At 69.5% G+C, this 19,647-nt stretch carries 17 protein-coding genes; 4 read left to right on the plus strand and 13 right to left on the minus strand.

Annotation, left to right across the window (positions count from 1 at the left end; translation table 11 throughout):
• Positions 1-20: 20 nt before the first annotated feature.
• From ACAM58_RS13900 to ACAM58_RS13910, 3 genes are all read right to left on the minus strand, one after another.
• Positions 21-497 carry a VOC family protein gene (locus tag ACAM58_RS13900; RefSeq protein ID WP_012747992.1) on the minus strand — a complete coding sequence of 159 codons (477 nt, stop codon included), beginning with the start codon at positions 495-497 and terminating at the stop codon, positions 21-23.
• Between the two features lie 65 nt (positions 498-562).
• Complete coding sequence (locus ACAM58_RS13905) at positions 563-1,888, minus strand: sensor histidine kinase (RefSeq protein ID WP_369663025.1); 1,326 nt, start codon at positions 1,886-1,888, stop codon at positions 563-565.
• A 44-nt stretch (positions 1,889-1,932) separates the two neighbouring features.
• Positions 1,933-2,589 carry a response regulator transcription factor gene (locus ACAM58_RS13910; protein ID WP_026283990.1) on the minus strand — a complete coding sequence of 219 codons (657 nt, stop codon included), beginning with the start codon at positions 2,587-2,589 and terminating at the stop codon, positions 1,933-1,935.
• Between the two features lie 108 nt (positions 2,590-2,697).
• On the opposite strand from ACAM58_RS13910, the gene ACAM58_RS13915 reads away from it, so the two are divergent.
• On the plus strand, positions 2,698-4,764 hold the full coding sequence (locus ACAM58_RS13915) for a prolyl oligopeptidase family serine peptidase (RefSeq protein WP_369663026.1): 2,067 nt from the start codon (positions 2,698-2,700) through the stop codon (positions 4,762-4,764).
• Positions 4,765-4,798: 34 nt separating this feature from the next.
• On the opposite strand, the gene ACAM58_RS13920 is transcribed toward ACAM58_RS13915, so the two are convergent.
• The 7 genes from ACAM58_RS13920 to ACAM58_RS13950 all read right to left on the minus strand — a co-directional run bounded on the left by ACAM58_RS13920 (position 4,799) and on the right by ACAM58_RS13950 (position 12,871).
• Positions 4,799-6,400: an MFS transporter gene (locus ACAM58_RS13920; RefSeq protein WP_369663027.1), complete on the minus strand. Its 1,602-nt coding sequence runs from the start codon at positions 6,398-6,400 to the stop codon at positions 4,799-4,801.
• A 161-nt stretch (positions 6,401-6,561) separates the two neighbouring features.
• Positions 6,562-7,194 (minus strand): membrane integrity-associated transporter subunit PqiC, encoded by a 633-nt coding sequence (locus ACAM58_RS13925; protein ID WP_018904464.1) that lies wholly within the window; start codon positions 7,192-7,194, stop codon positions 6,562-6,564.
• The gene (locus tag ACAM58_RS13930; protein WP_018904465.1) at positions 7,191-8,837 is read right to left on the minus strand and encodes an intermembrane transport protein PqiB; all 1,647 of its coding nucleotides are present in this window, start codon (positions 8,835-8,837) and stop codon (positions 7,191-7,193) included. Before ACAM58_RS13930 ends, ACAM58_RS13925 begins: the two co-directional genes overlap by 4 nt.
• Positions 8,834-9,550, minus strand: coding sequence for a paraquat-inducible protein A (locus tag ACAM58_RS13935; protein ID WP_369663028.1), 717 nt, complete (start codon positions 9,548-9,550; stop codon positions 8,834-8,836). Before ACAM58_RS13935 ends, ACAM58_RS13930 begins: the two co-directional genes overlap by 4 nt.
• On the minus strand, positions 9,547-10,188 hold the full coding sequence (locus ACAM58_RS13940; RefSeq protein ID WP_018904467.1) for a paraquat-inducible protein A: 642 nt from the start codon (positions 10,186-10,188) through the stop codon (positions 9,547-9,549). The genes ACAM58_RS13935 and ACAM58_RS13940 overlap by 4 nt, the downstream gene beginning before the upstream one ends.
• Positions 10,189-10,208: 20 nt before the next feature.
• Positions 10,209-11,639 (minus strand): MFS transporter, encoded by a 1,431-nt coding sequence (locus ACAM58_RS13945; protein WP_369664493.1) that lies wholly within the window; start codon positions 11,637-11,639, stop codon positions 10,209-10,211.
• A 14-nt stretch (positions 11,640-11,653) separates the two neighbouring features.
• Positions 11,654-12,871: a Bcr/CflA family efflux MFS transporter gene (locus ACAM58_RS13950; protein WP_027729630.1), complete on the minus strand. Its 1,218-nt coding sequence runs from the start codon at positions 12,869-12,871 to the stop codon at positions 11,654-11,656.
• 213 nt (positions 12,872-13,084) lie between these two features.
• Here ACAM58_RS13950 and ACAM58_RS13955 point away from each other — a divergent pair, with 213 nt between their 5' ends.
• On the plus strand, positions 13,085-14,950 hold the full coding sequence (locus ACAM58_RS13955) for a M48 family metallopeptidase (RefSeq protein ID WP_369663029.1): 1,866 nt from the start codon (positions 13,085-13,087) through the stop codon (positions 14,948-14,950).
• 19 nt (positions 14,951-14,969) lie between these two features.
• Here the strand turns inward: ACAM58_RS13955 and ACAM58_RS13960 are convergent, their stop codons facing one another.
• Together ACAM58_RS13960 and ACAM58_RS13965 are read right to left on the minus strand one after the other, a co-directional pair.
• Positions 14,970-15,584 carry a pyridoxamine 5'-phosphate oxidase family protein gene (locus ACAM58_RS13960; protein WP_369663030.1) on the minus strand — a complete coding sequence of 205 codons (615 nt, stop codon included), beginning with the start codon at positions 15,582-15,584 and terminating at the stop codon, positions 14,970-14,972.
• Complete coding sequence (locus tag ACAM58_RS13965; RefSeq protein ID WP_369663031.1) at positions 15,581-16,753, minus strand: MFS transporter; 1,173 nt, start codon at positions 16,751-16,753, stop codon at positions 15,581-15,583. The genes ACAM58_RS13960 and ACAM58_RS13965 overlap by 4 nt, the downstream gene beginning before the upstream one ends.
• Positions 16,754-16,831: 78 nt before the next feature.
• On the opposite strand from ACAM58_RS13965, the gene ACAM58_RS13970 reads away from it, so the two are divergent.
• On the plus strand, positions 16,832-17,746 hold the full coding sequence (locus ACAM58_RS13970) for a LysR substrate-binding domain-containing protein (RefSeq protein ID WP_369663032.1): 915 nt from the start codon (positions 16,832-16,834) through the stop codon (positions 17,744-17,746).
• Between the two features lie 64 nt (positions 17,747-17,810).
• A complete protein-coding gene (locus ACAM58_RS13975; RefSeq protein WP_307592764.1) occupies positions 17,811-19,031 on the plus strand; it encodes an MFS transporter in 1,221 nt (406 codons plus the stop codon).
• Positions 19,032-19,047: 16 nt separating this feature from the next.
• On the opposite strand, the gene ACAM58_RS13980 is transcribed toward ACAM58_RS13975, so the two are convergent.
• Positions 19,048-19,626 carry a methylated-DNA--[protein]-cysteine S-methyltransferase gene (locus tag ACAM58_RS13980; protein ID WP_369663033.1) on the minus strand — a complete coding sequence of 193 codons (579 nt, stop codon included), beginning with the start codon at positions 19,624-19,626 and terminating at the stop codon, positions 19,048-19,050.
• Positions 19,627-19,647 lie beyond the last annotated feature (21 nt).

Genomic DNA, 19,647 nt, shown 5'->3' on the forward strand with positions numbered 1-19,647 from the left:
GCCGCGGGGCCGGCGCTTGCTCACTCGCCGTCGAAGGCTTTCTGCGCCGCGGCGAGGTCGAGCTTGATCATCTTCATCATCGCCCGCATTGCGCGCGCGGCCTTGGCCGAATCCTTGTCCTGGAACATCCGGATCATGGCCATGGGCACGACCTGCCACGACACGCCGTAGCGGTCGGTGAGCCAGCCGCACTGCACCGGCTGGCCGCCGCCCTCGAGCAGCCTGTCCCAGTAGTGGTCCACTTCGGCCTGTGTCTCGCACTGCACGAGCATCGAGATGGCCGGCGTGAACTTGTACTCCGGCCCGCCGTTGAGCACCATGAACGACTGCCCGTCGAGCTCGAAGGTGGCGGTCAGCAACGAACCCTTGAGGCTCGGATTGGTGTCGCCCCAGAACAGCCGGTCGGTGACGCGCGAGTTCGGAAAGATCGAACTGTAGAACTTGAGCGCGTCTTCGCCGTTGCCGTCGAACCAGAGGCAGGGAATGATCTTCTGCATGGGAATCTCCTGGGTCTTTAATAATGAACCTGAAGGTTCAGTATCCAGGCGATGCGAGGTGCTTGTCAACCCTTCGGGCTCGCCGGCAGTACGACGCGGAATCCCACGCCCTGGTTCAAAAGGCCCTCGGTCACTTCCACCCTGCCCCCCATGCGGCCGGCAGCCTGCCTGACGATGGCAAGGCCCAGGCCCGAACCGCTCGCTTCGTGTCCCGATCCGCGATAGAAGCGCTCGAACACCTGCTCATGCTCGGCCGCCGGAATACCGGGACCGTCGTCGGCCACCGTGAGCACCAAGCCTGCCGGGTCTTCGGTGCGAAGCGTCACGGTCACGTGTGCACCGCCGTGCACATACTGGACCGCGTTGTTGAGCAGGTTCTCCAATATCGACTGGAACGCCGGTACGTCGATGGGCGCGTTCAGGCTGTCCGGCGCATCGAATGTCAGCTCGACGCCCCGCGCCATGGCCCGCGGCGCCGCCTGTGCGAGGACCTCGCGGGCCAGCTGCGCAACGTCGACGCGTTTCGGCACCGCGGGCTGGGCATCGTCCAGCAGCGCAAGATCGAGCAGCTGCTGCGTCAGGTGCGAGGCCCGCGCGATCGCCTGCTCCAGATGAGCCTGGGCACGGCCGCGGCTCTCGCTGCTGTCCGCGCCCGCCAGCGCATGCGCCTGCGCCGCAATGACCGCCATCGGCGTTCGCAGTTCGTGCGCGGCGTCGTGCACGAACGCACGCTCGCGCGCTACCTTGTCGCGCAGCTGCTGCAGCATGCGTTCGATTGCGGATGTCAGCGGCCTGAGTTCCGCATAGGGCGGATCGACGCCCAGCGGCGAAAGATCGGATGCCTTTCGATGCCCGATGCCGTCGGCCAGGCGGCGCAACGGCCGCAAGCCGTGCTTCACCGCAAACCAGACTGGCAGCAGCACAATGGGAAAGGCGAGCAGCAGATAGGGCAGCACGCTGCGCGTGTTGTTGGGCAGCACCTTGACGAAGGTGCGCTCAGGCTCTGCAATGCGCAGCGACCAGCGCGGCGTTTCGTCCTGGTACACCCAGTACGGCTCGCCATCGATGTGCTGCGTTGCCACCTTTCGCAAGGGCCCGGCCAGGATCTCGCTGCGCAGTTCCGGCGACGAATGAATCAGCTTTCCGCCGCGGTCCGACAGCTGGAACCGGAGCGTCCCCGCCGGGTTGCCGCTGATCCGCATGCTCTTGTAGATCGTTTCGGCCGAGGCGATCACGGCGCGCGCGCGCGCTTCGTCATCGAGCTGCGAGATCGCCTGCGTCAACGACCTGCCGAGCCGGCTCAACCCCTGGTCGACGGTCAACGACTGCCGGAAGTTGATATACATGTACGCCTGCAATGCCAGCAGCACGAAGACGAAGGCCAGCAGCACCGCAAGAAACACACGCTGCACGAGCGAGGGGCGCCACAGCCTGCTCATGGCACGAGCATGTAGCCCACGCCGCGCACGGTGTGCACCATGGCACCGCCGATCTTGCGCCGCAGGTTGGACACATGCACCTCCACCGCGGCGAAATCCACCGGCTCGCCCAGGGGCTCCAGCTTTTGCGCGAGCACGCCCTTGGCAACCACCGCGCCCGGCTCGCGCGCCAGCTCGAGCAGCAGCCGGAACTCGCGCGGCGACAGTTCCAGCGGCTCGCCGTTCAGCGACGCCACGTGCCGGCGCGGTTCGATGGACAGCGTGCCCAGGGTCCACACCTCGCTGGCCTGCCGCGCCGAGCGGCGCAGCACGGCGCGAATGCGCGAAATCAGCTCGGCGGTGGCGAAGGGCTTGATCACGAAATCGTCCGCGCCTCCGTCGAGCCCGGCCAGCCTGTCTTCCACCGCCGAACGGGCGGTGATCACGATGACGGGGAGGCTGCTGCCCCCGCGCCGCCAGCGTGCGAGCAGCTCAAGGCCATTGCCGTCGGGCAGCGACAGGTCGAGCAGCACGCAGTCGAATGCGCTCCCGTCCAGTTCGCGTGGCGCATCCGCTGCCCGCCGGCGCCATTCGCTGCTCAGGCCGTCGACCTTGAGCGCGGCCTGCAGGGCGCGGCCGAGTTCAAGGTCGTCTTCGATCAGCAGGATGTGCACCCGGCCATTGTGCGCGAGCGAACCTTTGGCAAAGCCAAAGGTTGCGGCCCGCAGAATCCAGGCGCGGACAAGGCCGCACGCCAGAACATTCATGAGGGACCCCAAAGCATGAGAAACATCAGGACCCCCAGCGGTTGGTACGCCGCTCTTGCAGCCATGTGCAGCGCCGCGGCACTGCTTGCCGGCTGCGCCACCGGCCCCACGCACCCCGCGCTGGTGTCGGCGCGGCAGGACAACACGCTCCCGCCGCTCGTGCCGATGCGGCGTTTCGTGGCGAACATCGATGCGGTCAACGGCCATGTTCTCTCGCCCGATGGACAACAGCTTGCATGGGTGCAGGCGGTCGGAACCGATGTGGGACTTGGCGTGCGCAAGACCTCCGATGCAGCCGAGGTCAAAAGCCCCAGCACCCGCACCTTTGCGACCGGCACGCTCGCGCGGCCCTTCGTGTCCGGGCCAACCTACATGTGGCTGCCCGACAGCCGCCACCTGGCCTACCTCAAGGACTTCACGGGCGACGAGAACACGCAGATCTTCGTGCTCGACACCGAGGCTCCGGGCGCCAGGCCCTGGGCCGTCACGCCCTGGCCGGGCGTGCGCTCGGCCATGCTGGGATGGGGCGCGCCGGGCAGCGCCACCTTCCTGTTCGCGAACAATCAGCGGGACCGCTCCAGCATGGATCTTTTCGAAGGCGATGCCCGCACGCGCACCGTGCGCGAAATTGCGCGCAGCGAGCCCGACAGCCGCGTGCTGGCCTGGTTCATCGACACCCGGCGCGAACTCGCGGGCCGCATGCGGCAGCTCGGAAGCGCGGACGGCTCCGACCGGCTTCTGGAACTGCGCCAACCCGACGGCAGCTGGCGCGCCTTCCGGACGGTGAAGGCATTCGATTCCTTCTGGCCGCAGCGCATCGACCTCGGCGCGGGGCGGCTCTGGGCATTGGCGAATGTGGGGCGCGACAAGCTTGCGCTGGTCGAGGTGGATCTTGCCAACGGCACGGAGAAGCTGCTCGCGGAAGATGCCGAGGTCGACCTTGACTACGGCGTGTTCCCGCCGCAGCAGGGAGTGCCGCTGGCGTATGTTTCCGAACCCGGCCGTCCCCGCATCACCTACCTCGACACCGCACTGGCCAGCGAAGTGGCCGGCGCCGTGAAGACGGCCCGGGAGCGCGGCTGGCTGGAGGCCGAACCCGTCATCACGCGGCCCGCGAGCATGGCCAACGACGTGCGCCGCATCGTGCTGCGCTCGACCACCGAGAACGAACGCGTCGAACTGCTGCTGGACCGCACGAGCGGCCAGCTCACGCGCCTCACGCCGCCGCGCGAGCCGACGGCCGACCTCTTCTCGCCCATGGAACCCTTCTCCTTCAAGGCATCGGATGGTCTCATCGTGCATGGCTATCTCGTGCGGCCGCTCGGGGTAAAAGGGCCCGCGCCGCTGGTGGTCGACATCCACGGCGGCCCCTGGGGCCGCGACTCATGGCAATCTGCCGGCTTTACACCCACGCAGATGCTGGCGAACCGAGGCTATGCCGTCCTCAACGTGAACTACCGCGGCTCCGGCGGCTACGGGCGCGCCTTCATGATGGCGGGCGCGCGCGAAACCAGCGGCCGGCTTCAGCGCGACATTGCCGAGGCCGTGCAATGGGCCATCGACCAGGGCGTGGCCGACCCCAAGCGCATGGCCGTGCTGGGCGGCAGCTTCGGCGGGTTCTCGGTGCTCGCCCAATTGATCCAGAAGCCGCACGACTACCGGTGCGGCATCGACGTGGTGGGCGTGGCCAACTGGCCCCGCGTGATCGAGAACTGGCCGCCCTTCTGGCGCAACCGCCACTACTTCGCACTCTTCTACGGCGACGTGAACAAACCGGAGGAACGCGCACGCATGCTGCAGGACTCGCCCATCTCGCAGATCGACCGCATCACCGCGCCGTTGCTGGTGATTCATGGTGCCAACGACGTACGCGTGCTGCGGCAGGACTCGGACGACGTGGTGGCCACGCTCCAGAAGCTCGGCCGGCCGGTCGAGTACATGAGCTTTCCCGACGAGGGGCACAGCGTGCGCAAGTGGCGCAACCGGCTCGCGCAATGGCGAAAGATCGAGGACACCCTGGCGGTGTGCCTTGGCGGGCGCAGCAACGGGTTCGACTTCTACGAACTGATGCCCCGGCAATAGTCCTCGTGGCGCCGGGGCGCGGCGCGGCTTTTTTTCAGCCGCCGCTGCCGTGGTCCTTTGCCGCCCCGCCGCCGATCATCAGCCAGGCGCTCAAGGCGCTGAGCACCGCCAGGCCCGCGCTCAGCAGCATCACCCAGCGAAAGCCCGCGACGAAGGATTCGGCCACGGCCTTCTTCAGGGCCGCGGCGGTGGCCGCATCGACGCCCGGCGGCAGCGCGGCGCCGGCCAGCTTGCTGCGCTCGCCCTGGAGAAATGCCGTCGCCTCGGGCGATGCGCCGATGCCGTGCAGGCTTTCGGCCAGCGCGCCGTCGAAAGCCCAGGCCATGACCACGCCGAACACCGCAATGGCCAGCACCGCGGCCGCGCGCGACACCGCGTTGTTGACGCCCGAGGCCACGCCGGCCTGCTCCGGCCCCACCGCGTTCATCACGGTGGTGGTGAGCGGCGCCACGGTCACGGTCATGCCGAAGCCCAGCACCACCACCGCGGGAAAGAAGCCGCGCCAGTAGCTCGCTTCCACGCCGGGCACCGCGAACAGTGCGAAGCCCGCCGCGGCAATCGCGGGGCCGATCACCAGCGGCAGCCGCGGGCCGAAGCGGTCGACCAGCTGCCCGGCCCAGCCCGAGAGCGCGAACATGATGAGGATGAACGGCAGCAGCGCCGCGCCCGCCACCGTGGCCGAGTAGCCCTGCACCTGGATCAGGTTGAGCGGAAAGAAATACAGCCCGCCGCCGAGCGCCGCATACAGCAGCAGGGTCAGCAGGTTGGCGCCGCTGAAGTTGCCGATGCGCAGCAGCGCGAGCGGCAGCATCGGCGTGCGCGCACGGCGCTCCACGGCAATGAAGCCCGCGCTGGCGGCGATGCCGATGCCCAGCGCCGCCAGCACCGCGGGCGAACGCCAGTGCTGCGTGGGCGCCTCGATGAACGCATAGACGATGCCGCCGAGGCCGGCCGTGGCCAGCAGCGCACCCACGAGATCGAGCCCGCCGCTGGCCGACGAGCCGCGGCTCTCGGGCACGTGGCGCCATGCGATCCACAGCACCAGCAGCGCCATCGGCACGTTGATGAGGAAGGCCCAGGCCCACGAGAAGTGATCGACCAGGAAGCCGCCGAGCACCGGTCCCGCGGCCGCCGTGATGCCGCTGAAGCCCGACCAGACGCCGATGGCCTTGCCGCGCTCCTTCTCGGGAAATGCGGCGCTGATGAGCGCGAGGCTGCCGGGCACCAGCAAGGCCGCGCCGATGCCCTGCACCGCGCGCGCGGCAATCAGCTGCTGCACGCTGCCCGAGAGCCCGCAGGCCACGGAAGCAAGGGCGAAGATGCCCACGCCGATCGCAAAGATGCGGCGCCGCCCGAAGTGGTCGCCGAGCGCGCCGCCCACCAGCAGCAGCGCCGCCAGCAGCAAGGCATAGGACTCGACCACCCACTGCGCCTGGAACGCCGTGGCCCGCAGGTCGGCCTGGATGGCCGGCAGCGCCACGTTGACCACCGTGCCGTCGATGAAGGCCATGCTCGACCCCACGATGGCCGCGGCCAGCACCCAGGGCTTGGACACGTCGGGACAGGCGCCCTCCTGCGTCTTGGCGCCATGCAGGATCAATACGTTGTCGCAGGGTGCCTTGCCGATCTGTGCCATGGTGAGAGCTCCGATCTATCTGGAAGCAGATGCCTGTCTTGCTCCTTCCCCCTCCGGGGGAAGGTCGGGATGGGGGCTGCTCGCAACTGGACGCCACGCATCGATGAGCGCCGTCGTGCCCCCACCCCGGCCCTCCCCCGGAAGGGGAGGGAGAAAGAGAATCAGGCCGCACATAAGGTCGCGGACGGATTCGCCCGCGCCGCATTCACGCTGCGCGCAATGGCCGCGGCTGCCGCGGCGGTGATGCGCTGCGCGCCCTGCGCCACCGCATCGATGCCGCCTGCGACCGCTTCGCCCGCGTCCAGCTGGCACACCACGGTGCGCGGCTCGTCGGAGCGCCGCAGCGTCCAGTTGAAGCCTGCATCCACGCGCCCGCCATCGACCGCGTCGAACCGCCGCACCTGCACAGCGATGCGCCACACGGGCTGCGCGGACGGGCGGCCGCCCTTGGTGACATCGAGCGCACCGAGCCGCGCCGCGATGCCGCTGGCCAGCGCGTCCTGCAGCTCGTTCTCGAACGATGCGGCCCAGCGGTGCTGCTCGAGCACGTCGACCTGCACGCTGCCGCCCGGCCGGCCCACCACCATCTGCGGCCGCGCGAGCCGCTCGGGCACCGCCACCGGCGCCAGCTCGATGTAGAGCGGCGCCGCGGTGCCGAGGGTCGACGGGGCCGCCTCCGCGGCCGGCACTGCGCTGGCGAGCGTGTAGTAGCTGTCGGGCTTGCTCGCGCAGCCTGCGAGGACCATCAGCGCCGCGACGGCAGCAAGCGAAAGCAGATTCTTCTTGTTCTTCATTTCTTGTCGTCCGGTTTGCCGCGCAGGAGCGACTCGGGATGCCGCTCGAGGTAGTCGGTCAGCACGCGCACCGAGCCCGCGGCGCGCGTGAGTTCGCGCAGCGTCTGGCGCATGTCCTGCTGCAGCGGAGAGTCGTCGGCCAGCGTGCGCTCGGCGCTGTTGACGGTCTTGCGCACATCCTTCATGGCGGCGGCCAGTTCGGGCGTCAGGTCGGTGTTGATGCGGTTCACCGCCTGCTCGGTGCTGGCCAGCGTCTTGTTGAGCGAGGCCAGCGTGGTGCGCAGGTCGGCCGCGATCTGCTCGTAGGGCACCTTGTTGAGCTTGCTTGCGATCTCCTGCACCTGCGACTGGATCTCGTCGAGGCTGTTGGCAATGGTGGGCAGCTCGATCGGGTTCTTCGTCACGTCGATGCGGGCGGGCGGCGCCTTGGGGAAGAAGTCGAGCGCCACGTACACCTGCCCGGTCAGCAGGTTGCCGTTGCGCAGCTGCGCGCGCAGCCCCTTCTCGGCCAGGAAGCGCAGCCGCTCCTGCTGGGTGGCACGCGACTCCACGCCGCTCTCGCCCGCGCGGCGGCGCAGCCGGTCCGGATAGACCTGCACCAGCACCGGCATGCGGAACTCGCGCTCGGCGCGGTCGAACTCCACGCCGATCGACTTGACCTCGCCGATCACCACGCCGCGGAAATCGACCGGCGCCCCGGGCGTGAGGCCGCGCAGCGACTGGTTGAAGTACATCAGCAGCGTCTGCGGTGGGCCGTCGGGCTCCTTCATGGCCGCGGTTTCGTCCTGCGCCAGCGTGAAGGCCGTGTTCTCCTTGGCCAGCGGGCCCATGGCGTCGTCGGGCGCCTGGAAGGCGATGCCGCCGAGCAGGATGGTGGCGAGCGACTGCGTGCGCAGCGTGAAGCCGCTGGCGCTGAGCTGCGCGTCGATGCCGCTGGCCTGCCAGAAGCGCGTGTTGACGCCCACGAACTTGTCGTAGGGCGCATTGACGAAGATGCGCAGCGTCACGCCGCGGCCGTCGCCATCGAGTTCGTAGGCGGCCACCTGGCCCACCTTGATGCGCCGGAAATACACCGGCGAGCCCACGTCGAGCGAGCCCACGTCGGTGGCGCGCAGCAGGAACTGCTGGCCCGAGGCATCGCGCGTGACGATCGGCGGCACCTCCAGTCCCTTGAACTCGCTCGCGGTCTCGTTCGACACGCCCGCGTCGGCGCCGATGTAGGCGCCCGACAGCAAGGTGCCCAGGCCCGAGATGCCCGAGGTGTCGAGCCGCGGCCGCACCACCCAGAAGCGCGAATCCTCGGCGGTGAAGCTCTCGGCTTCCTTGCTGAGCTGCACGGTCACGCGCACATGCGAGCGGTCGCGCGCGAGCTTCAGGCTCTGCACCGTGCCGATCTGCACGTCCTTGTACTTGACAGCCGTCTTGTTGGCCTCCAGGCCTTCGGCCGTGTTGAAGGTGAGCACGATCTCGGGCCCGCGCTGCATCAGGATCCGGACCACCAGCATCACGCCGACCAGCGCGGCAACGATGGGGATCAGCCAGATCAGCGAGGGCAGCCATTCGCGCCGGCGCACCACGCGCGGCGCAGGAAGCCCGGGCGGGGGGGATGGATCGTTGGGGGGTCTGGCTTCGTCGTCGCTCATGCTGGCTTGTGTTCCCTGTTGTCGCGTGCCGGTTCCCGGCGTTCCCGTTCGGCTTCCTGCTGCTGCTCCTGCCGGCTGTCCCAGTTGAGCCTGGGGTCGAAGCTCAGCGAGGCCAGCATCGTCAGCACCACCACCGATCCGAAGGCCGCAATGCCCACGCCCGCGTTGATGACCGCAAAGCCCTGGATCTGCACCAGGCCGGTGAGCAGCGACACCACGAACACGTCGAGCATCGACCAGCGGCCGATGATCTCGATGATGTGATAGAGCCTGGCCCGCTCGGGCCGGCGCCAGCTGCTGCCGCGCTGCGCCAGCAAGGCCAGCAGGATCAGCACCGTGAGCTTGAACAGCGGCACCAGGAAGCTCGCAATGAAGATGATGGCCGCGAGCCCGTAGGCGCCCGACACCCAGAAGTAGATGACGCCGCTCAGGATGGTGTCGTACTGCGCGCCGAAGAGCGTGCGCGTGATCATCACCGGCAGCAGGTTGGCCGGGATGTACATGATGCACGCCGCAATGAGGAAGGCCCAGGTGCGGTTCAGGCTATAGGGCTTGCGCGTGTGCAGGTGCGTGCCGCAGCGCCCGCAGGACTCGCCCTCGGCAGCGCCGCGCCAGACGGCATCGCAATGCGGGCAGGCCAGGAGGCCCAGCGCGCTGGCCGTGGCCACCGGCGCTTCGGCGTCGTCCGGCGCCTGGAATTCGCCTGCGCTCACGCGGCCTCCCTGCCGGGCTCGCCGGATTCGCCGGGCGGGCGGAAGGTCATTTCCCAGAAGGCATTGGGGTTGAACGAGAGCACCGCGGTGAGCAGCACCGTGAGCGCCATGAAAGCCCACAGCGCCGGCCCCGCCACCACGCTCGCCATGCTCGAGAGCTTGACGATCGCCACCAGCACGCCGAGCAGGAACACCTCGATCATTCCCCAGGGCCGCAGCATCTGCATGGCGCGCACCAGGATCGCAAAGCCGGCCGGGCGGCGCTCGCGGCTGAGCGGCACCAGCAGGTAGGCCAGGATGCACAGCTGCATCAGCGGAAAGAGCAGCGTCGTCGCCAGCACCAAGAGCGCCACCACCGACATGCCTTCGCGGCTCAGCACCAGCACGGCGCCGGCCAGCGTGGTCTGGCTGCGCAGGCCCTGCAGCTCGATCTCGACGATCGGGAACAGGTTGGCAATGGCGAACATGATCAGCGAGGCCACCGTCAACGGCAGGATGCGGCGCTGCTGGTCGCCCGCGTGGCGATAGAGCTCGGTGCCGCAGCGGGCGCAGCGCGACACCTCGCGCGGCTTCAGCGGCGCGCGGCTGAAGACCGCATCGCAGCCCGGGCAAACCACGGTTCCAGGTACTTCCGTCATAGGGGCGTACCCTAACCTATTCAGCCGCCCTGCCCCGTCGTCTTCAGCCGCAGGCTGCTGAAGACCGCCGCCAGGCCCGCGCAGCAGGCCGCCAGCACCAGCGCCACCACCGGTCCGCGGCCGCCGTGCGGGGTCCAGATGCTGAACACGCCGGCCAGCACCACCGCGCCCAGCGTCTGCCCCGTGAGCCGCGCCGTGCCCAGCATGCCGCTGGCCGCGCCGCTGCGGTGCGCCGGCGGCGAGGTCACGATGGTGTGGTTGTTCGGCGACTGGAACAGGCCGAAGCCCAGCCCGCACAGCGCCATGCGCCAGGCGATGTCGGCATTGCCCGGATGCGCCGGCAGCGCCGCCAGCAACGCCAGGCCGATGGCGAGCAGGCCCAGCCCGATGCCGCCCAGCAGCCCGTCCGGATAGCGCCCGATCAGCCGGCCCGCGATGGGCGCCATCGCCACGATGGCCAGCGGCCAGGCGGTGATGAGCAGCCCGGCCTCGATGTGGCTGCGGCCGTACACCTCGAGCAGCAGGAACGGCAGCGCAATGTAGGCCAGCATCTGCGCGCAGAAGGCCGCCACCGACGTGCCCATGGAAAGCGCGAACACCGGAATGCGCAGCAGGTCGATCGGAAACAGCGGCACCGCCAGCCTGCGCTGGCGCCGCAGATAGACGAAGCCCACCGCCACGCCGGCCAGCAGGATGGCCCAGGCCGAGGCCTGCGCGCCGCCGGGCACGCCGCCCTCGCGCACGCCCAGCCGGTCGACGCCCAGGAACACCAGCGAGAACATCAGCACGTTGAGCGCCACGTCGATCGGCGAGAAGCGCAGGCCCGCCGCCGGCGCCACGCGGTTGAACGGCAGCGCCTTGAGGCCCAGCGCCAGCGTGATGGCGCCCAGCGGCACGTTGATGGCAAACAGCCACGGCCACGAAGCCACCGAGAGAATGGCGGCCGCCACCGAAGGCCCGGCCACCGAGGAGGTGGCCACCACCATCGAGTTGATCGCCATGCCGCGCCCCAGCAGCGCCGAGGGAAAGGTCAGCCGCACCAGCGCCGCGTTCACGCTCATGATGCCGGCCGCGCCCAGGCCCTGGAAGGTGCGCGCGGCAATCAGCGTGGCCAGCGAATCGGCAAAGGTGGCGCCGATGGAGGACACCGTGAACACCGCCATGCCCACCAGGTAGACGCGCCGGTAGCCGACCAGGTCGCCGAGCGACGCGAGCGGCAGCAGCATCACCAGCGTGGCGATCTGGTAGGCGTTGACCACCCAGATCGCATGCGAGGGGCTGGCCTGCAGTTCGCGCGCAATGCCCGGCAGCGCCAGGTTGACGATGGTGCCGTCGAGCACCGCCACCATGATGCCGAGGATGATCACCAGCATTGCGCGCTGGCGCGCGGGCTGGTCCAGCCCGTCGGCGGCCTGCGCGGCGTTGCCCTCGACCGCCGCCGCGGCTTGCATGTGCGCTGCGCCGCTCACGCCTCTTGCGTCCTGCGCGTGGGTTCGGAGCGCACGCTGCCCAGCGTGAGCCAGGTCAGCACCAGCGCGATCAGCGCGCCGCCGGCCATGCCGGCCACCATCGGCAGCGGGCGGCCGTCGGTGAAGAGGCCCACCACCGCCATGGCCAGTGCGCCGGTCAGCATCTGCAGCGTGCCGAGCAGCGCCGAGGCCGTGCCCGCGATGGCGCCGTGCATCTCCAGCGCCAGCACGCCGGTGGTCGGGATCACCAGGCCCATGAAGCCGGAGGCGATGAAGTACAGCACGATCAGCACCCAGAGGCTGTCGCCGCCCGCGGCAAAGTACGCGAACATCGCCAGCATCGCCATGCCCGAGGCCACCACGCCGAACTTGACGAGGCCCACCAGCCCGAAGCGCTCGCCCAGCGAACCGGTGAACTGCGAGGCGCCGATGAAGGCCGCCGCGTTCACGCCGAAGGCCACGCTGTAGAGCGCGGGCGACAGGCCGTAGTGGTCGATCATCACGAACGACGAATTCGCCAGGTAGGTGAAGAAGCCCGCCATCGCAAAGCCGCCGATGAACACCAGCCCGAGGTAATGCCAGTCGCGCAGCAGCACCCCGTAGGCCGACAAGGCGCTGCCGAGGCTGCTCTCGACGCGCTCCGAGGCCGGCCGCGTTTCGCGCAGTTGCGTGACCATCATCGCAAGGCCCGCCACCGCGGCAATGGTCACGGCCCAGAACACGCCGCGCCAGCCCGCCACCGCAATCACCGCGCTGCCCGCGAGCGGCGCGAGGATCGGCGACACGCTGAACACCAGGATCAGCAGCGACATGAGGCGCGCGGCATCGGTGCCGGTGTGCAGGTCGCGCACCACCGCGCGCGGAATCGCCATGCCGGCCGCCGCGCCCAGGCCCTGCACGAAGCGCAGCGCGATCAGCGTGTGGATGTCGGTGGCCAGCGCGCAGCCCACGCTCGCCAGCGCGAACAGCACCAGCCCGGCGTACAGCGGCGGCTTGCGCCCGACCATGTCCGAGACCGGCCCGTACAGCAGCTGGCCCGCGCCCAGCGAAAGAAAGAACGCCGTGAGGCTCATCTGCACCGCGCCGATGTCGGCGCGCAGCGCCTGGCCGATGGCCGGCAGCGCCGGCAGGTACATGTCGATGGCGAAGGGCCCGATGGCCGAGAGCAGGCCCAGCAGCAGGGCCATCTTGAAAAAAGGAGACGAAGAACGCATTGGAGCGATTGTCGCCAAGCGCGGCATCCGATGCAGGCGTGGGGTCGCCGCATCGCTGTTGCTAATTCTGCGCAAAGAGTACGACCTTCGTATTCACGCCATGCGCATGCACGATTTTCGACATACGCAAGGAGGCAAACGCCCGCTACGCTATCGCCTTTCCGGCCGGTTTTGCACAACGAATCACAACATCGCATCCAGGAGAAGCACCCCATGGCCCTCGCCCGAACGATCCATGCCGACCTCTTTCGCGTCTTCCTTCTGACCCTGGTGTCGCTCTTCGCCATTCCGGCGGCGACGCTGGTCTTCACGGAGTACGCGCTGCGCACGGAGGACGCCGAATTCCTGCAGGCGATCGAGAAGCGCATCGCCTCCGACACCAGCCTGTCCGCCGGCAACAAGGCGCAGGCCACCGAGTTCTACCGCAGCCACCCGCTCTCCAAGGCCTGCAGCGCGACCGCGCCCGAAGACAAGAACTACCACGACAAGGTGTGCAGCCCCTACTCGATGCACTGGCAGTTCCACTGGGCCGACCGCGCCGCCGGCTGGACGCTGGTGCTGGGCGCGGCCCTGCTCGCGGCGGCGCTGGTGCTGGGGGCCTTGGCCTTTGCCAACCGGGGCCTGCGCTATGCGAGCTTCGTGGCGGGCTGGCGGCTCATGACGGTGTCGAGCGCGCTCGAGGTCGCGCTGCAGGGCGCGATGCTGGTGTGGCTGTCGTTCTGGGTCACGGCCTACTTCTGGCACAGCTACTACGTCAAGCTGATCATCATCGCGGGCATCGCGGCCGCGGTGGCCGTGTTCTATGCGATCTACACGCTGTTCAAGAAGCTGCCCTTCGGCAACGAGATCGAGGGCGAAGTGGTGGCCGAGGCCGATGCGCCGCGCCTGTGGGAACGCATCCGCCAGCTGGCCGCGCGCGTGAAGACCGCGCCGCCCGACCAGATCGTGGCCGGCATCGACACCAACTTCTTCGTCACCGAGGCGCCCTGCGAGGTGGGCGGGCGCACGCTGCAAGGCCGCACGCTGTTCGTGAGCATTCCGCTGCTGCGCGTGCTCGACCAGTCGGAGGCCGATGCGGTGCTGGCGCATGAGCTGGCCCACCTGGGCGGCGGCGACACCCGCAGCAGCGCGGCGCTCGGCCCCAAGCTGCTGCAGTTCGACCAGTACACCTGGAAGATGCGCGACGGCGGCCTGAGCATCGTGGCGCACTACCTGCTGCGCCTGTATCGCATGATCTTCGCCTTTGCCCTGGCGCGCGACAGCCGCGAGCGCGAATACAAGGCCGACAGCGTGTCCGCGAGCCTCACGGCGCCCGGCGCCATCGTGCAGTCGCTCATCAAGATCGCGGCCTATGCGAGCTACCGCAACGACGTCGAACGCAAGCTCTTCGCGCAGGACCGCCAGCACGACGGCGCGCTCGGCATCGCGGGCTTCGTGGCCGCCGGCCTGCCGCCCTATGCCAGTTCGGATGCGTTCGTCGAAACCATGAAGACCGCCGACGTGCCGCACCCCTACGACAGCCATCCGCCGCTGCTCGAACGCATGCGCAACGTCGGCCACCATGTGCCCGAAAGCGACTACGGTGCGATCGTCGCGACCGCGCCCGCGGCCTCGTGGGCCGACGACATCGAAACCGCCGCCGCCATCGAACAGCGGCTGTGGAGCGACTACGAGCAGCGCTTCGTGCAGAACCACGAACTGAGCCTCGCCTACCGCTACGAGCCGGCCACCGAGGAGGAGCGCGCCGTGGTGCTGCGCCACTTTCCGCCGGTTGCCTTCGCGCTGAAGAACAGCGAGAGCATCGAGGTGAGCCATGCGGGCCTGCGCCAGAGCGTGGATGGCGGCTCGACCGTCGGCTGGGACGAGGTCAAGGACCTGACCTTCCAGGACAACACCTTCGGCGACCTGCTGGTGGTCACGCACCACGACAAGGGCATGCTCGGCGCGCGCACCACCAAGCTCAAGGTGGGCGGCCTCGGCAAGCAGAAGGAGAATTTCAAGGGCGCGGTCGGGCGCTACTGGCAGCGCCACCAGATCATGCGGGCGCAGCAGCAGCACCAGGCCTCGCCCGAGCCCTGAACGAACCGAAAGGCGCTGCTCAATACAAGGTGGCGCGCTGCCGCGCCGGCAGTTCGCGGTCGTAGCTCTCGCCATCGAAGGCGGCATCGGTCAGCGCCGACAGGATGGCGCCGGGCGTGGGCACTTCGCGGCGCAAATCCGCCGGCAGCGGCGCCCACAGCTTCGAACGCTGGATGGCGCGCGCGCATTGGAAGAAAACCGATTCCACCCGGATCTCGATCACGCACTGCGGCAGCTTGCCCTCCATTGCGAAGCGGGCCATGAGCCCGGGCTCGGTCGTGATGCGCGCCCTGCCGTTCACGCGCAGGGTCTCGCCCACGCCCGGAATCAGGAACAGCAGCGCCACGCGCGGATCGGCCACGATGTTGCGCAGGCTGTCGATCCGGTTGTTGCCGCGGCGCTCGGGCAGCAGCAACGTCTTCTCGTCCTGCACCGCCACGAAGCCGGGCGGGTCGCCGCGCGGCGAGGCGTCGAGGCCGCCGGGCCCGGTGGTGGCCAGCACCGCAAAAGGAGAAGCAGCAATCAGCGCCTGGTAGCTCGGGTGCAGCCAGGGCACCTCCTTCTTGAGCGAGGCCTCGCCGGCTTCGCCGAACAGCGCTTCGAGCTGCGCGAGGGTGTCGATGGCATGGGTCATGGGATCACTCCTTGTTGCTTGTCCGGCGATGCCGACGGGTTCCTGCCGCAGGCCAGCGCCGCGGCGGCGAGCAGCAGCGCGCAGATGCCGTAGAGCCACGACGATGCCACGACCGGCAGCAGGAGCCCGGCCAGCAGCGGCCCGATGCCGGCGCCCACGTCGCGCCACACCGCGCGCGCGGCCAGCGCATTCATGCGCTCGGGCCCCGGCGTGCGGCGCGCCACGATCGGCGGCAGCAATGGCAGCTGCAAGGCGCGCAGCACCACGATCAGTGCCGCGCAGCTCCACAGCCAGCCCAGGCCGAAGCCTGCCAGCCCGATCGCCGTCACGAGCGAAAGGCTCACCAGCAGCCGCTCGGCACCGAAGCGCTCCGCCATGTGGCCGCCGACCGGGCTCAGCAGGATTTCCGCGAGGTAGCGCAGCGCCATCAGCGAGCCGGCCATCACCACCGCGCCGCCCGGCATCAGGTCCTTGCCCAGATAGGACAGGCCGACGATGAAGAGCCCGTCGAGCGTGAGTCCTTCCATGAACGACCAGGCATCGAGGCTGTTGGGCCGCCCGAAGCGGCGCGCGGGCCGGCTGTGCGGGCTGCCGTGTGGCGCCGCAGGCAGGCGCCGCGTGGCCAGCACCGCCGCCAGCGAGAACGCCGCAAGAATGCAGAAGATGATGCGCGGCCCGGCCCACAGCGCCAGCAGCGCGCCCAGCGGCAATGCGAGCACCGGCCCCATCGCGATGAGCGCGCGCGAACGCCCGCTGCGGCGCGCCGCACCGAGCAGTTCGGCCGTGGCCAGCGACTGCGTCGACAGGTTGAGCGCGGCAAAGCACAGCCCCCACACGAGCCGCAGCGGCAGCAGCGCCCAGAAGCCCGAGAGCGTGGCATAGCCGAGTCCGCAGAACGCAGCCGCCACCACCGCGATGCTGCAGGTGAGCCGATCGCCGTTGCGCGCATAGAAGCGCGCCACCACGCCGTAGCCCGCAATGCGCACGAGCCGGTTGGCCGCAAGCAGCATGCCGGCCTCCGCCAGCGTCACGCCGAACTGCGCCGCATACATCGGCAGCAGCAGGTAGAGCACCACGTCGGCCGGCAGCGAAAGGCCGAGCGCAATGGCCGCGTGGCGGGAGTTCAGGTCGGTGGCAGCGGGAGCTGGAGCGGGCTGTGTGCGAAACATCGAGCCCGCATCGTGCGCCGGCGCAAGGCATGCCGACAAACGACATTAATGCCCGCCATGCGTGAGAAAATTGCACGCATGCCGCTTCGAGAACCGCCCCTCAATGCCGTGCGCGCCTTCGTCGCCGCGGCCCGCCACCAGAGCTTCACGCGCGCAGCCATCGAGCTTCATGTGACGCACAGCGCGGTGAGCCGGCAGATCAAGAGCCTGGAGGAATGCCTGGGCGTCGCGCTGTTCGAGCGCCGCATCCGCCAGGTCGCCCTGACCGCGGAGGGACAGCAGTTCTTCGCCGAGGCGGGCCCGGCCATCGCGCAGATCCATGCGGCGGCGCGTGCATTGCAGGCGCAAGGGCCGGCCCGTGCCGTGAGGATCAACGTGCGGCCCTCCTTCGCGGTGCGGTGGCTCATTCCGCGCCTGCCCTTGTTCGTCGAGCGCTACCCCGAGATCGAGCCGCAGGTGGTCACGAGCACGGTCATGCCCGAACAGGCCGCGGGCAGCTTCGACATCGCGGTGCGCCGCGGGCTCGAGGGCTGGCCGCCTTCCATCGAGGTGCGCCCCTTCCTCGAAGACGAAGTGCTGGTGGTCGGCGCGCCGGCGCTGTTCAAGGCGCATCCGCTTTCGGACCTGCGCGCGCTGGCCTCGCATGTGCAGCTGTCGGCCCGCACGCGCAAGGAAGACTGGGACGCCTGGAAGAAGCACGTCGGCGCACCGCGCGCCAAGCCGGCGGGGCGGCTGCAGTTCGACCACCTGCACTTCGTGCTGCAGGCCGCCGTCGACGGGCTCGGCATCGCATTGGCGCCGACCTCGCTGGTGGCCCACGACCTGGCCTCGGGCCGGCTGCAGTCGCCACTGCCCGCGCTGCGCATGCCGCTGAACCGCTACTACTACGGCCTCTCGCCCGACGCCGCGCCGGAAGCCGCGTACGTCGCGCAATGGTTCGAGGAGATGATGGCCTCGGACTCGCAAGGCGCGATGGCGCTCGCAGGTCCGTAAACGGCCAGCGCCAGGCGGCGCGCGACCGCAGCATGGAGGCTTCCTCGCACAAAGCACCTCCAGCATGAAAGCCGCCCTTCCCCGTCCCTTTGTCTATCTCGCGTGGTGCAACCTCGCAGCGCAGTCCGCCGAGCAGCTGAGCCTTGCGGCGGTGCCGCTGGTCGCGGTGCTCGTGCTCGGTGCCGGGCCAGGCGAGATCGGCTTTCTCGCGGCCATTCAGACGCTGCCTTTCCTACTGCTGTCGATGCCGCTGGGCGTGCTGGCCGATCGCATGTCGCGGCAGCGGCTGATGGTGGCATCCGAGGGACTGCGCGCCGTCTCGCTGCTGGTGCTGCTGGCCATGGTGCTGGCGTCGAAGCTCGGCATCGGCTGGCTCGCGGTGCTCGGCTTCCTGGGCGCGGTCGGCACCGTGGGTTTCAGCGTCGCAGCACCCGCGCTGGTGCCGGCGCTCGTGCCGCGCGATGCATTGGCGGCCGCCAACGGCCGGCTGGAGCTTGCGCGCAGCGCCGCGTTCACGGCCGGGCCTGCGCTGGCGGGCGCGCTGGTCGCGTGGGCGGGTGCTTCGACGGCTTTCGTGCTGGCGGCCGTGCTGTCGATTGCGGCGGTGGGCCTGCTGCTGCGCCTGGCCGAGGCGCCGCGCCCGGCTGCATCCCAGCGCCATCCGCTGTTCGAGGTGCGCGATGGCGCGCGCTTTGTCTGGCGGCATGAATTGCTGCGGCCCATGCTGATGACGGGCGCGGTCTTCAACATCTCGTGGTTCGTGCTGCAGGCCGGCTACGTGCCGTATGCGGTGCGGGTTCTGGGCCTTGGTGCGCAGGGGGTCGGCTTCACGCTGGCGATGTACGGCGCGGGCATGGTGGCGGGCGCGCTGCTGACCTCGCGCGTGGTGGCGCGCCTGCCGTTCGGCCGCGCGATCCAGGTCGGGCCCGCAGTGGCGGTGGCGGCCGCGGCAACCATGGCGGCCACCCTGGTGGTGCCGGCCGCGTCACTGGCCGCGCTGTCATTCTTTCTGTTCGGTGCCGGGCCGATGGTCTGGACCATCACCACCACCACGCTGCGGCAGAGCGTCACGGCCTCGGCGATGCTGGGCCGGGTGTCGGCGGTGTTCCTCACGGTCAATGCGGGCGCCCGGCCGATCGGTGCCGCACTGGGCGGCGCGGTGGGTGCCGCGTGGGGCGAGCCGGCCTGCCTGCTGCTCGCGCTGGCGGGCTTCATGCTGCAGGCGGGAATCATTTTTGCCTCGCGCATCGCGGGGCTGCATCGGCTGCCGGTTGCAGCCGCGTGACTGCCTCCTCAGGCTGCTAGAAAAGCGAAGCCATTCCGTTCGGCCGCGCGCCTTCGATGTCGAGCATGCGCAGCTTCGTCAGCGCGCCGCCGCCCGCCGAAAAGCCGCCGGGCTTGTTGCCCGCGGCCAGCACGCGGTGGCACGGCACCACGGGTGCGAAGGGGTTGTGGCCCATGGCTTGGCCCACCGCGCGCGACAGGCCCTTGTCGCCGAGTTCGGCCGCGATCTCGCCATAGGTGCGCGTCTGCCCGGGCGGAATGCGCCGTGCAATCGCATAGATGCGCTGGTGGAATTCCGACACATGGCTCATGTCGAGCACGATGCCGCTGAGGTCGTCATCGGATTCGCCGTTCAGCAGGCCCTGGATGGCCGCGATCGCGCGCCGCGCGCTTTCGGGCGGCTCGGCTTCGCTCAGGTTTGCAAAGCGGCGCCGCATGCGCGCCCGCGTGGCAGCCTCACCGTTTTCTTCGGGCAACTGCACGCCGACGAGCCCGCGCGGACCCCAGGCCAGCGCGCAGGTGCCGATGGCGGTTTCGAACAAGGCAAAGCCTGGCTCGATGGTTTCGCTGCTGGTGCTGCCCGATGCTGCATTCATCGCGCCATTTTCTGCCAGCCG

Origin of the sequence: Variovorax sp. V116, from assembly GCF_041154435.1 — a bacterium.
GTDB lineage: Bacteria > Pseudomonadota > Gammaproteobacteria > Burkholderiales > Burkholderiaceae_C > Variovorax > Variovorax paradoxus.